The organism is Gammaproteobacteria bacterium (genome assembly GCA_016200485.1).
In the GTDB taxonomy this organism is placed as follows: Bacteria; Pseudomonadota; Gammaproteobacteria; order Tenderiales; family Tenderiaceae; genus JACQEP01.
In genome coordinates this window covers 266,263-280,041 of the sequence record JACQEP010000016.1, presented here as the reverse complement: position 1 = coordinate 280,041, position 13,779 = coordinate 266,263, and the positions used below count along the sequence as shown (strand labels likewise).

Annotated in this window: 13 protein-coding genes; 12 read left to right on the top strand and 1 reads right to left on the bottom strand. The window is 48.1% G+C overall.

Features of this window, described 5'->3' with window-relative positions; genetic code table 11:
• The first annotated feature begins 7 nt into the window (after positions 1 to 7).
• Both HY272_11330 and HY272_11325 read left to right on the top strand, forming a co-directional pair.
• Positions 8 to 985 (top strand): hypothetical protein, encoded by a 978-nt coding sequence (locus HY272_11330; GenBank protein MBI3773277.1) that lies wholly within the window; start codon positions 8 to 10, stop codon positions 983 to 985.
• Positions 986 to 1,274: 289 nt separating this feature from the next.
• Positions 1,275 to 1,976: a LuxR family transcriptional regulator gene (locus HY272_11325; protein ID MBI3773276.1), complete on the top strand. Its 702-nt coding sequence runs from the start codon at positions 1,275 to 1,277 to the stop codon at positions 1,974 to 1,976.
• On the opposite strand, the gene HY272_11320 is transcribed toward HY272_11325, so the two are convergent.
• A complete protein-coding gene (locus HY272_11320; GenBank protein ID MBI3773275.1) occupies positions 1,957 to 3,372 on the bottom strand; it encodes a cytochrome P450 in 1,416 nt (471 codons plus the stop codon). The genes HY272_11325 and HY272_11320 overlap by 20 nt on opposite strands.
• Before the next feature lie 135 nt (positions 3,373 to 3,507).
• Here HY272_11320 and HY272_11315 point away from each other — a divergent pair, with 135 nt between their 5' ends.
• The 10 genes from HY272_11315 (at position 3,508) to HY272_11270 (ending at position 13,699) form a co-directional block, all read left to right on the top strand.
• On the top strand, positions 3,508 to 4,191 hold the full coding sequence (locus tag HY272_11315; protein MBI3773274.1) for a GNAT family N-acetyltransferase: 684 nt from the start codon (positions 3,508 to 3,510) through the stop codon (positions 4,189 to 4,191).
• Positions 4,192 to 4,527: 336 nt separating this feature from the next.
• Complete coding sequence (locus HY272_11310; protein ID MBI3773273.1) at positions 4,528 to 5,250, top strand: hypothetical protein; 723 nt, start codon at positions 4,528 to 4,530, stop codon at positions 5,248 to 5,250.
• A 332-nt stretch (positions 5,251 to 5,582) separates the two neighbouring features.
• On the top strand, positions 5,583 to 6,200 hold the full coding sequence (locus HY272_11305) for a hypothetical protein (GenBank protein MBI3773272.1): 618 nt from the start codon (positions 5,583 to 5,585) through the stop codon (positions 6,198 to 6,200).
• Between the two features lie 28 nt (positions 6,201 to 6,228).
• A complete protein-coding gene (locus tag HY272_11300) occupies positions 6,229 to 6,591 on the top strand; it encodes a response regulator (GenBank protein ID MBI3773271.1) in 363 nt (120 codons plus the stop codon).
• A gap of 40 nt (positions 6,592 to 6,631) precedes the next feature.
• The gene (locus HY272_11295) at positions 6,632 to 8,146 is read left to right on the top strand and encodes a response regulator (GenBank protein ID MBI3773270.1); all 1,515 of its coding nucleotides are present in this window, start codon (positions 6,632 to 6,634) and stop codon (positions 8,144 to 8,146) included.
• The gene (locus tag HY272_11290; GenBank protein ID MBI3773269.1) at positions 8,139 to 9,692 is read left to right on the top strand and encodes a response regulator; all 1,554 of its coding nucleotides are present in this window, start codon (positions 8,139 to 8,141) and stop codon (positions 9,690 to 9,692) included. Before HY272_11295 ends, HY272_11290 begins: the two co-directional genes overlap by 8 nt.
• A gap of 19 nt (positions 9,693 to 9,711) precedes the next feature.
• Positions 9,712 to 10,059, top strand: coding sequence for a hypothetical protein (locus HY272_11285; protein MBI3773268.1), 348 nt, complete (start codon positions 9,712 to 9,714; stop codon positions 10,057 to 10,059).
• Positions 10,043 to 10,900 carry an HDOD domain-containing protein gene (locus HY272_11280; GenBank protein ID MBI3773267.1) on the top strand — a complete coding sequence of 286 codons (858 nt, stop codon included), beginning with the start codon at positions 10,043 to 10,045 and terminating at the stop codon, positions 10,898 to 10,900. Before HY272_11285 ends, HY272_11280 begins: the two co-directional genes overlap by 17 nt.
• Before the next feature lie 12 nt (positions 10,901 to 10,912).
• Positions 10,913 to 13,042 (top strand): response regulator, encoded by a 2,130-nt coding sequence (locus HY272_11275; GenBank protein MBI3773266.1) that lies wholly within the window; start codon positions 10,913 to 10,915, stop codon positions 13,040 to 13,042.
• 39 nt (positions 13,043 to 13,081) lie between these two features.
• Positions 13,082 to 13,699, top strand: a complete 618-nt coding sequence (locus tag HY272_11270) for a response regulator (protein MBI3773265.1) — start codon at positions 13,082 to 13,084, stop codon at positions 13,697 to 13,699.
• Positions 13,700 to 13,779: the final 80 nt, after the last annotated feature.

The following is a 13,779-nucleotide window of genomic DNA, read 5'->3' as shown; positions in this document are numbered from 1 at the left end:
TAAGCCCATGCCAGTAAGATCCATCCACAGGCGGTTGCTGGCACTGTTATTGGCAGTGCCCGCGCTGACGCAAGCCGCCGTGGCACCCCCCAAAGAAGACATCCATTTTCTGCTCGAACATCTGGCCGAGGCGGCACAGGATGCGCGTTATTTCGCATTGCCTTGGCCAGCGGCTTCAGGCCAAGAGTGGCAACCGGTTATCGCGGTGGCGGCTACTGAATTTGATACCAATGTCGCCAAGATGCAGGGATTATTACTCACCGCAGGTGCGGCGCGGCAACTCAATGAGCGCTGGAGTTATGAACTGATCGGTTTTTATGATCAATTTAATGTCGGCGGCAATGCCACAGAACAAGTGCTGACGGCGGGTCAGTTGCAAAATGTGCCGCTTGATATCCCGGAACAGGCCGAATTTTCGTCCCAAGGAGGAACGGTGCGCCATAGTGGCGTCGGTGCAGTATTCAGACGCGAACTTCAGTCAGCAAACAGTGCCTGGCGTTGGGCGGGAACGGGTGGTCTGCTATTAGAACGCTTGGAACTGGCCGATTATCAGGTGCGTTATCGGTTGCTGGCGGGGGCAAATGCGGGGACAGCGGGTGTTCTCGATTACAGTGGCACGCACAATTTCATTTCACCTTTTATCGGCCTTCAAGGCGAGCGTGCCCTGAATTCACGTTGGACTGTCGTGCCACGGGCCGCCATCGGCGCACCGGTACCCGCCGGCAAGTTCGACCCGCGCCTGACCGGACCAGGGTTTGATTTAACCCCGGAATCGACGGGATCAGGCCATGGCAAGATTGGTGATGTTTATTTAATGCTGGGAATGGGGGTACGTGATCAACGCAGCGGTATGGAAATCGACCTCGGCTCAATGGCCACCTTTCCACTGATAGAACGTTTGACGCACAATGGCGTGGACCAGGGGATGTTTATTGCGCTGACTTGGCGTGGGTCAGGTGATGCGAAAGTAAAAAATAAGGAATAAAGATTCAGGGTGGGGTATCCCCCCTGAAAGGGGGGGTGTTAAATATTGTTAATAATTGGCAAACGAACATTAAATCAGGTAAAACTAATCAGGAAAGGCTTACTAAAAAAGTCTGAAACACCAGATTTATACGAATGGGGAAAGAGGGAAGTCAGGGCTACAGGAGGCAAATACCAGGGAAGGTAATGTAGTGGTTAATGCTCGTTAAGGTTGGCGAGTGACGCAGTGGATCAAGGGGCGGCGAATGAGTTCCCAACGTATACAAGAACTGGTTTCTGAGTTGACCACGGTGAATACGATTAAAGATATCCATCGAATCTGTGAAACCGTGTGTGATTATTTTGGATTTGATAGCTTTCATTACGGGGCGCAGTTGCCCTCTTCCTTTACCAAACCGATTTTCATTGATGTCAGTGGTTATCCTACCTCATGGTGGGAACGTTATAAGGAAGCGGAACATGTCCGCCATGACCCCGTTGTTAATTATTGTATCCATAATAATTTGCCGCTGTCGTGGGATAAGCTCAAAATCAAAAAAACAACGGATAGTTTAGGCTGGAAGATCATGGGTGAAGCATTTGACCATGGTGTGAAGGGAGGCGTGACATTTCCTCTGCATACAGCCCAAGGTGAAGCCGCCATGCTTAGCTTTGCTTCCGAGAAAGGAGAGCAATACGCGAGAACACGCGGCTGGGAAATAATGCCGGAAGGCAATTTCTTTACCGCCTACTTACATGAAGCGGTGCGCAGTATCTTGGGAGATGGCTGTTACGCAGATGCCAATATCCGGTTAACGGATCGTGAGCGTGAGTGCTTGATGTGGGCAGCGGATGGTAAAACAACGTGGGAAACAGCGCAGATATTGAAGATATCGGAGCGCACCGTGATCTTTCATGTACAAAACATCACCGAGAAACTAAAGGTCAGCAATCGCCAGCAGGCAGTGGCCCGCGCCATTGTTTATGGATTAATTAAACCGCAATACCTCTAGGCGCTGGTGCCGAATCCTTGTCCTCTTGTACATGGCAAGGAATTCGTCGGTTGACGTTTAGCCAGACACCACGCTTGGGGCGGAGGGTAACGGATGGAACGAGCTCAAGCGGGTGATTGCTGCTGCGGCTAAAGTGCGCATGTCTGACGAATTCAGCCAACATCAACGTCGCCTCAATCATGGCAAATTGGTCACCAATACATTTTCTGCCGCCGGCACCGAAGGGGATAAATGCAAACCGTGGCGGTTGTTTGTCCTGTAACCAACGATCCGGGTTAAAGCGGTCCGGCTCAGGAAACCAGGACGGCTCGCGACTGAGTGTCCATTGTGAAATCATTAAGTGATCGCCAGGTTTTAGATCAATGCTGCCGAGTCTATAGGGTTGGGTAGTGCGGCGAATAATGCTCCATATAGGTGGATATAGTCGCAATGACTCATTAATGACCGCCGTCGTGAGTTTTAAATTATCCATATCCTCAGAAGTGAGCAGTCTATCGCCAAGCGCATTAACTTCAGCAAACAGGCGTTGCTGAATATTGTCATCACTGGCGATCAGATATAGCGCATAACTCACGGCAAGAGCGGTGGTTTCATGCCCCGCCAGAAACATGGTCAGCGCCTCATCAATAATTTGGCGGCGACTGATATTCCCCTCACGATGAGCCTTCAGCAATACATTGAATAATGGCGATTGGCCCTCAGGATTAGCTTCATAGGCGTCAAGCATCGAAGAAACGATCTTATCAAGAACAAGACTAACCTTTTTATATTCGCGGCGCGCATGTGTGGGCAAGGATTTGGGAAGAATCCGTTGCCAGCCCAGTGCCAGGGTATGGAAATGCGTCAAGGCCTGTTCCAGCGAATGACTTACGGTGTGCGGACAGACATGAGCATCGGTCTTGAACAAGGTATCGGTGATGATCTGCATGGCCAAAGACATAATGTCATCGTGAACATTCCTTAAGCCAGCGTTAATATTTTTTGCATGCTGGCGCGAAATACCGGCCATCAGCGGCGTGTAATGCTCAAGTTGCCGCTTCTGTATAACGGGTGAAACGATCTTGCGGTGTTTAAGCCATTCGTCGCCTTGACTGGTGACCAGTCCATTACCAATGATTTGCCGTAATTCATCCGCGAAATCGCTCTTTTCAAACACATCGGATTTTGACCTTAAGACCTCACCGATGAGCTCGGGATGCTGAAGAAGATAAACAGGCATCTTTCCAAGATGGAAATGAGTGATAGGGGATTCGAGCGCAAGGCCGAGTAAAAAATTTAACGGATCGCGGCCAAATTTGAAGGCCGAACCAAATACCGGAATTTCACTGGCTGAATTGGGCTGAGGGAAAAAAGGAGACCCATCAGCAGACAGTGCGGTGAAACCTGGTTCAGACATAAGACACCTCCCGATCGATTGACCTCGTATCTATAGCACCTGAAAAAGGGCGGGACAGCCTGTCACTTTTTACAGTTACGCAAACACCGCAATTCAGTTTCACTTTGAAAGGGCCATAAAGCGTGGAGTGGAACCATGGGATATGTATTGACGGTAAAGGGTAACAACCAACCAAGATTGGATGTGCAGTTAAGAGGGATGTTTGAGCTGAGGAATAAGGTGTTTAAGGAACGATTGAAGTGGCAGGTAAATAGTAATGATGGGCTGGAACAGGACATTTTTGATCAACTATTGCCGGTGTATATGATAGTGACTGATCCCGAGAGTCAGGTAGAAGGCTGTTGGCGGTTATTACCCACGACAAGCAACTACATGTTGCGAGATGTGTTTCCGCAACTGCTTCGTGGCGAAAAGTATCCAGTAAGCCAGGATGTATGGGAAATAAGCCGCTTTGCAGTCATGCCGCCAGATGGCGCAGAAAATGGTCAGACGATATTAAGGTCCGTGACATTGGAAATATTGCGCCGGGGATATGAGTTTGCAATCGCAAACGATATTACGCATTACGTCGCAGTGATGGGTGTGGCGATGGAAAGATTTCTGGGCAGGACGGTAGGTGTACCCATGCGCCGCTTTGGCGATGGACGGGCGCAATATGTCGGCGATGTGTTATCGGTGGCGTGCTGGATCGATATCAATGCCGATTTATATAAGGCGCTGTATATAAGAAATACCACATCAAGCAGATCCAGGGGCGCCCCGAACAGACACATTACCAAAGGCCAGGGAAGGCCGTTGATAACGTCTAAAGAGCGGTAAACGTCAGTGGTCGATGATGCGGTTATCTGAAGCCAAATCAAATTAAGGATGAAAAAAGTGCTTAATAAAAAACAAAAACAAGCACAGATGGAACATTGCGCATTATGTCGTGCCCGGCAGGAAGGAAATCTGCCGGCAACGGCTCAATGCGAGGTCTGTGGTCTGACGATCCGGCAGGTGACGCGCAATAGTGACAGGGACGGTGGCAGTAGTAATGAAATATACGTACTAGAATATCACATGCCATGTAATAAAAAAGTCAACAAGCATAATTAAAAGGTAAATATTATGGTTGAAAATGAGATAGTAAAAAATAAGCTTGAACGACGCGAGGAAATGAAAAATTTGTTATCGCGTATTTCGGGGCTTGAGCGGGAGAAAAAGGAGCTTCGTGAATTAACAGAGGCGATGATTCATAACCTGTCATCACCCATCGGGGCGATTGCGGCATATAGCACTGAATTGAAATCAAAATTCGATAAGAAAGATGGTGAAGTTTATGAATCCGTGATGCGGATGTTCATTATCGCACGACAATCAAAAGAGATGCTCAAGGAGCTGATTGGCTTGGTGCGCGCCACCAGCGTGGACTTGCGTCTGCAAGCTATAGATTTGTCCGCCATTGCCATGAATATAGCTGCGGGCCATAGAGAAATGGAGCCGGATCGCACGGTAGAGGTGATTGTGCAGCCTGGGATAAAAATTGTTGGCGACAACATGCTGATACGTGTGCTGATGATGGAGCTGATGGGTAATGCCTGGAAGTATACGGCTAAGAAGGAGCGCGCCAAAATCGAAATCGCCAGTCATCAAACCAATGACGAGGTCATTTTTTATGTGCGTGACAATGGTATTGGCTTCGATCCTATCTGGGCCGGATTATTGTTTGGACCGTTCAAGCGTTTTTGTGAAGATCCGGATTTTGAGGGCGCGGGAATCGGATTGGCCACCGTGGCACGTATTGTGGAAAGACACGGCGGGCGAGTCTGGGCGGTAGGTCACCCGGATCAAGGCGCGACGATCTATGTGGCCTTGAAAACAAATAATAATGGTTCTTAATTGTAAACTTTTGTCAATTAAAGGCATGTTAGTAATAATGGATTGAAACATGATAAAAACCATATAAATAATCTAAAGTTTATTCAAAATACCTAATTAAATATAACAGTTTGTTTTAATAGTGATTTATCCGGTCAGTTTACGCAATAATACTGCGTGATTCAGCAGCAAATCCAGTCATAGATCAAAGCGGACAAAGAGCAGAAGTAAGAACACACCACAGGGGGACTAAAGAAGTTGTGACCAGTGCCGTAAAGAAAGATACAGTAACTTTACGCGCTTTAAATTATTTCGAAGTTACAAAATCTTATACGGGGTTCCCTGGGGGATAAATGAACGAGCAGTGGGCATTGAGGCTGGAGTCCAACGGGAGCAACAGGCTTCCGAATCTGGTGATGCTTGGCGCCACGCTCATCACAACTATAATCATTGCTCTGAGCTGGATCGGGAATGTAACAATAGTTAGCAACTGGGGGCTGATGGCACAGGGAGTTGCCGTTTTGCTCATGTGGGCTTGGGCATGCAGATTTTGGCGGCGGCAGCGGGATGGAGACGAAAAAAATGTAAACGTGCTCCCCCCAACCCTGGTAATAGCCCCGATCATTATAGATGCCATTAATAGCGTCAATCAGCAAACCGATACTCTAAAAGACGACGTTCAGCGCTTAGAAACGATTATCAAGAGTTCCATCGCGGAGATAATGGATTGTTTTATGGGCATGGAAGCCCAAACCCGCGAGCAACAACATCTCATTTCCAATCAACTCCACACCAACGCAACAACCAACGGTAAAGACTCGCATGCCGAATTCACTGCCTCGCAATTATTGGCACACATTAGTCTCAGAACCTTGCGTATCGGCCAGTTTCGACCGAAGTGGGAGCAAGTGTTACCGACCAGGAAAACTGCGATGCCGGTGGGGCGTGGAGGGTCGGTGGATGTGTTTTAAAGACTAACGGCAATAGAGGAAGCGATTTATGACGCAAGCGATCATTGTCGATGATGAACCAGCAATGCGCAGCCTGCTGGAAGAGGCGTTAACAGAGGCCGGACATGAGGTGATGGCGACTGAGTCGGTGGAAGAGGCGGTAAAACAATTCCGGTGTAAGCCGGAGTCGGTGATGATTACCGATCTGGTGATGCCTGGGAAAAACGGTATCGATCTCATTATGTCGTTGAGGCAGGAATACCCGCAGGCAAAGATCATTGCCATATCGGGTGGTGGTGGAATCAAAGGGAAATTTGATTATTTGGAAATCGCCAATTTGATTGGTGCGGATTCAATCATGAAAAAACCAATCGATATCAATGAGCTGGTAAGGAAAGTGGGAAACCTGTAACAGGCAATAATTAACGAAGTTGATTAACAAGGTGGCAACCATGAACTACTTTATGACCGAGCCGGCAATTCAAGGGATTCCAGTGTATGACCTGCAACGACGCGGAGTTGTGACGAGCGTTGACGCGTCAGGAATCATTGAAAAATTGGAAACAGATGATGAAGGCATGGCATCAAAGCTGGGCTTGGCATTGGGGACGCCGCTTTCTGTTTCGAAACTTGGAGACTTGATTTTGCTAAATCCGGATACAAGCAAGACCCAGTATCTGGTATGCGAAATCGAAGAATCCGAATATAGCATCATGCTGACTGAGAATGCAGCCGAACATACCACGAATTATTACATTCAGGACATCAGCGATCAGGTGCAGACCCCTCAAAATTTGATGCGCGCCGAGAAGATGGAGGCTATGCAGCAGTTTGCAAAGATAGTGGCGCACGATTTCAATAACCTGATCGGTGTTGTGAGCGGATATGCAACATTGGCTCAAGGCAAAATCAATAATGAAAGTGATCCCAAGCTGGCGCGCGCCATTGAGGCAATATCCGATGCGACAATGAGAATGGAGGCGCTGACAGATGAGTTACTGGCGTTTGTCGGTGTGTATGAAGCAGAGCTGGAAGCGGTAAAAATAAAAGAGGTATTCAACCTGCTGGTCGATGAATTAAAGGGGCAGAGGGGGATAAAAGTAAAAGTAAATAAAGATATTGGCTGTGACAGGGAAATAACAAGCGCTTGTATGAAAACACTAAAAAAAGCGTTTTCCGGCCTGGCAACAGGGTTGGTCGAGTGCATGGAAATTCAGGGCGATGTCATCTGCAGTATCGAGAAAAATCACCATAAGGGACTTTGTAAATCATGTTGGCAACCGTATGCCGGCGAGTGGGCAAAAATAACGATCGCAAGTGAAATAAATTCCGTTGCCAGTAATGCGAGGCGGCGCATGTTCGAGCCGTTCTATTTTAAACACTTTAAACACGAATTGAAGACTGGTGCGGGCATGGCCTTTTCAAAAGTCCACAGCATGATTCACGGTAATAAGGGGCATATCGATGTCAAATTTAATTTGACCGGTATGAGCATTGAGTTGTTGATTCCAATCGATGGGTCCGCCAAGACGTCGATGATAGAGAACCATGCCAAAGAACCGGTACAGATAGTTCAGCAAAACAACAGGCGTGCCAGGGTACTGCTGGTGGACGATGATGTTGCGTTGGCAAATGTACAAGGCGAATTGCTGGAGGACAGCGGGTTCGATGTAACGGTCACCACCAGCAGCAAAGAGGCGCTGAACATCTTCCAAAAAAAACCCAACGGATATGATGTGGTGATCACCGATTACACCATGCCGGAGATTACTGGCGGCGACCTGGCCAAGGCATTCATCAAGATGCGGCCCAATATCCCGATCATCCTGTGTACAGGATTTAGTGAGTATCTGGATGAAAAAAGTGCTCAAGCTATCGGGATCAAGAATTACCTATACAAACCAGTAAAAATCAACGATCTGGTGGACAAGATCAATAATTCGTTATTGGACTCAATCAATGGCTGAGAACAATGCCTTGGCAAAAAAAGTGACAATCGCTATCGCCGACGATGATGATGCCTTGCGCCTGATCATAAAGACGGTTCTGGAAAGCGATGGTTACAAGATTCTGGAGGGTCGTAATGGCAGGGATGTGGTTGAGGTGTGCTACAAAAATTCAGTTGATTTGGTGCTGCTGGATAAAATAATGCCGGAGATGGATGGTATCGAGGTGACACGCAATTTATCTGCCGGTTTGGGGAGTAAATGCCCGCCGATTATTATGATCACGGCACTAAACGATACAAAATCAATTGATGAGGCGTTTGAAGCGGGGGCAATCGAATACATTACCAAACCAATCCAATGGTCGGTATTAAAAAACAGAATAAGGGTGGTTCTGGAACAGCAACAATCCAGGTGTGAGATTGAGCGTGCCAATGCCATGTTGCGGGAGAGCGAGCAAGAACTCAGGGCGATATTTAATCACTTCATTGATGGTGTGGTATATACGGATATCAATGGAATAATTCAAACAGCCAATCCAGCTGCAGAACACATCTTCGGCGCGACGAAAGACCAATTAAGCGGAAAAAATATCAGCGATATACTGTGTGACGGAAACCGCATGCTTGAGAAGCTTGTTGAACATGGAGGATGCGATCCAAAATGCAACAGAAAAAGCCGCGGCAAGCGTTTGGATGGAACCGAATTCGCAATCGAAATAGCCGCCAAAAAGACAGAGCTTAATTCAAAGTCTATAGTCGTGTTCAGTCTGAAAGATATTGAACAGCGACTTGCACTTGAGAAACAGTTGCAGCATGCCCAAAAAATGCAGGCGCTTGGTCAATTAACGGGCGGAGTGGCGCATGATTTTAATAATATTCTGGGCGGAATGATGGGCTATGCCACTTTGGCTGAACGGAGCTTAACCAGGAATGACAGCGACAAAATTGGCCAATGTTTGATGGAGATACATACCGCAGGTCAACGAGCGACGGATTTGATCAGAAAAATGCTGGCCTATAGCAGAGGTGTGATATCAGAGGAAAAAGAGAGCAAGCCAGTCGAGATTCTGGGCGAGTCGATTAAAATGCTGCGTCCAGTGATTCCATCATCGGTGACCATGACGGTCAATGTCGAAGAGGGCCTTCCGGCGATTCAGATCGACCCGACTCATTTTCATCAAATCATTACCAATATCTGCATTAATGCGCGTGATGCGATGCACGGTAATGGCGTGATTGAAATCAATCTCAATGAATCAGAGATCGAAGAAGGCGGCAGGTGTGCTTCCTGCCTTGAGGTTGTTCCAGAAGGACGATTTGTTATGTTGACAGTCAAGGATAGCGGGCCGGGAATACAGGAGGCGGACCTGGCGAACATATTTAATCCATTCTTTACGACAAAGGAAGTGGGCAAAGGAAGCGGGCTGGGTTTATCCATGGTGCATGGTTTGGTCCACGGGAAGGGTGGCCATATTCTTGTCGAGTCAACGAAAGAGGGCTCGATATTCAAAATATTGTTTCCGTCGTTAACCAAAACCCAGGCAATCGATAGTCGTGAGTTATGACGAAAGACAAGGAGGCCAAATGGCACGTAAATCAGTCGCTGAGCTCGCCACCGGATGGGTGCTGAGCAAGGATGTGATCGATATGAATGGACGCATTTTATTGCGTACGGGCATGGCATTGACCGATAAAGCCATCAGGGTGATGCAGATATGGGGGGTGACAGAGGTCGACATTGATATCGATGCCGAGCCGGAAGAAAGTCATGCCAAATCAATAGAAATGACGGAAGCCGAAACCAAGACCGTCGATGAAAGAATCGCGCAATTGTATGCCCATTGTGACAGATCACAGACGCTGATTGCGCAATTGACGGAGTATTCAAGACTACGGATATTAGCGGAAATCAGAAATGAAAAAGCACATTGATGCCCAACGTCTGATCAGCGGCGTTACCAAGGTGGCGTCATTGCCCATGATGTATACCCGCATTACGGAGGCAGTGTCAGATCCAAAATCATCGACCAAGCATCTGGCAGAGATCATTTCGGAAGATACCGCGCTGACGGCCAAGTTGCTGCGGTTGGCTAATAGCGCGCTCTACAATTTTCCAAGCAAGGTGAGCACGGTAAATCATGCTGTTACGGTAATAGGTACCCGGCAGCTATGCGAGCTGGTGTTGGCATGCTCGGTGGTATCGCTATTCAAAGATATCGATGCCAAATACGTCAACATGGAATTATTCTGGCGCCACAGTGTCGCCTGTGGCGTATGCGGTAGAATCCTGGCTTCACACCGGCGCGATCCCAATGTCGAAACTGCATTTGTAGCGGGTTTGCTACATGATATTGGCCGGCTGATCATGCTCAAAGAAGTCCCGGAGATCATGAATGAGGTGTTTCATGAATCCGAGAAGGAGAGTGAATTGCTTTATGTAAGCGAGTACAAATTAATGGGTATTAACCATGCTACATTGGGCGGGATGTTGCTGGAGCAATGGAGGTTGCCGCTGCGTCTGATAGAGTCGGTGAAATATCATCACAATCCGGAGGCGGCGCGTAATTACAGTATCGAGGCGGCAATAAATCATGTGTCGGATGTGATGGCACATGGCTTGCTGTATGGGGGTAGTGGTGAACAATTTGTGCCGCCGGTCAAAAACTCTGTTTGGCTCAAGATAGGGATTTCCGATTCTGCCTTGAGAATGGCGATGGAAGAGGTGGAAAAACAATATCAGGCCGCAATGGAGTTTGTGGCAGGCGTTGGTTGATCGGAATAATCCATGCCAGATCCAGATTCAGAAACAGGTTCATATTCTCCAGCATCGCTGATCGATCTGCTGCATGACTTGGTCACCAGTTACGATCATGGCTTAAAGACCGATACGCAAGACGAAATAGATTCCGTGTTGAGGTCGGCGGCGCTCAGTGTCAGCAGGGTTATCCCAACAATATCGATAGGATTTTTACTCAAAGACGAGGATGATCAGGACTTGAAGCTGGCGTTTTGCAGCGAGCCGGAAAAACGCAGATCTCTTGAAGAGAAGACTTCTGAATATATCAGAAACGGTACCATTGCCTGGGCCTTAAAGTACAATCGTGCAGTATTCGAAAAAGGCGATAATGACTCGCTAACCTTGATCCAGGTATTGGCGACGCGCCGTGGTGTCGTGGGGTTATTGATATGCAATCTGGATAAGGATAATAAAAATTATAATGAGTTATCGCTGGCGATACTTTCCATGGTGCTGGCGAACGTTGCCTATGCAATAGAAAGTGTTCAGCTGCAGAATCAATTGAAGCAGGACAATGATTCGCTGGAGGACCTGATAGCCATTAGAACCAGGGAGCTAAGCCTGGCCAAGGTAGAGGCAGAGCGTTCGTCGCGCGCAAAATCCGAGTTCATTGCGGCGATGAGTCATGAGATTCGTACCCCAATGAATGCGCTCATCGGTTGCGCACAGTTGCTTGATGATACAGAGGTTACGGAAGAACAGCGAAAATATATAAATATCATTATCAGCAGTAGTGACCTGCTATTGGCAATCATCAATGATATTTTGGACATTTCTAAAATTGAAGCTGGCAAATTGGCGCTGGAAACAAAGCCAACGCATCTGCGGGACATTGTGCAAGAGGTGTGTGTGCTTTTCGATAATCAAGCCGTTAAAAACGGGGTGGAAATAAGCGGCGAGATTATGCCGGATGTGCCGGCGGCCATTGCTTCTGATCCCACGCGCTTTAGACAGATCATTTCAAACCTGGTCGGCAATGCAGTAAAATTCACTGCCGCGGGCCGCATCTCAATCAAGATTGAGGTCGTAGAAAACAATGACACCGGGTGCCGCCTGCGTGTTGTGGTGTCTGATACCGGGATCGGAATACCTAAAGAAAAAATAGCTGCCTTGTTTTCACCCTTTGTGCAGGCCGATAACTCGACGACGCGAAAATATGGTGGCACCGGCTTGGGGTTGGCGATTTGTAAGCGCCTGATAGAGATGATGGGTGGAACTATCAATATTGAAAGTGATTGTGGCAAAGGGACGCGAGTGGAGTTCTTGTTGCCATTGATTGAATTGGCGCCGGATAAACAAGCGGATAATTTACCGAATGAATCGCCCCGGGTTGCCAAGGGTAGACAGGGCAGGGTGTTGCTGGTGGAAGACAACGAAGTGAATCAGTTCATTGCCAAATCGTTTTTGGAGAAAGAGGGGTTTAAGGTGGATGTCGCTGCCAATGGCGAGGAGGCAATCATCAAACATCGGGAAAATGAATATGATTTAATCCTGATGGATTGCCAAATGCCAGTGATGGACGGCTACGAGGCGACGATAAAAATTAGGCGCCATGAAAAAGCCAGCAATAAGCGAGTGCCTATTATTGCTTTGTCAGCAACCGTATTCGAAACAGATATCGAGAAATGCCGGGAGGCCGGGATGGATGATTTTGTATCCAAGCCATTCAGGAAAGAAATATTGATCGATAAAATTGGATACTGGAAATCCGTGAATGGCGAGGCCTCACAACCGTTAGCCGCGAACGTTGAGCTCGAAAATGGTGAAGTGTTGGGCCTGGAAACACTGGATGAATTAAGAACAATGGTCGGTGAAAATAAGCTGCCACGATTGTTGGAGACCTTGTTGGCTTCATCGATCGAATCATTGGCATTGGTCGACCGCTATTTTCGGGAATCGAATACCGAGGCGATGTGCAAAGAGCTGCATCGATTCAAGTCCTCCGTGGCTCAGGTGGGGGGCGCGCGCCTGGCGACAGTGGCCAATACCCTGGAAAAGGATATCAAGCAAGGCAAGGCCATTGATGTGGCCACCAGCCTGCACCGGTTGCGGGCGGAGTATGAGCTATTCAGAACGGCGATTTCCTGCCATCTCTTGCCAGATATGCTGGGCAGTTGAATCATAAACGTATTGATATTAGAGTAACGGGGGTGTCTGATGGATAACGAGGTTGCAGTGGCACATTCACAAAATCGTCCTTATATGACGTCGCATCAAGTGGCCAAGATGTTCATGGTCACACCGGTGACGGTCCGCCAATGGGTGCAGAAGGGCTTGCTCAAGGGCATGAATACCGCGGGTGGGCATCTGCGTTTTACCATGCAACAGATTGAATTGTTTGCAAGAAAACGTGGAATGAGCATGCTGCCGCTGGAAAATAATACTACCCTGCGGATTCTGATTGTGGATGACGACGCAGCTCATTGTCAGGTCATCAAGGATCTGCTGACCGAGGTAGCGACGGACATTGAGATTGAAACGGCTCATGATGGGTTTGAGGCCGGCTGGAAGGCCCAGGTATTCAAGCCTGGGGTGATCCTCCTGGATTTGATGATGCCTGGGTTGGATGGGTATGAAGTGTGCCGCTGGATGAAGTCGAGCCCGGTGACCAATCACATCCGTATTATCGCCATGACCGGGTTTAAATCGAAAAAGAATGTGGAACGGATTATCGCTGCAGGGGCGGAAGAATGCCTGTCAAAGCCGATTGATCCCGGAACCCTGGCGAACGCGATCGGGTTGCAGGTAGCGGAGCCGTTGCAGGGGGCGATGTAATCAGTAGGGGCGATTCATGAATCGCCCCTACGGTTGTTCGATATCAAAAAAGACCGCCTTGCGCCGCAGCCCATGATCAC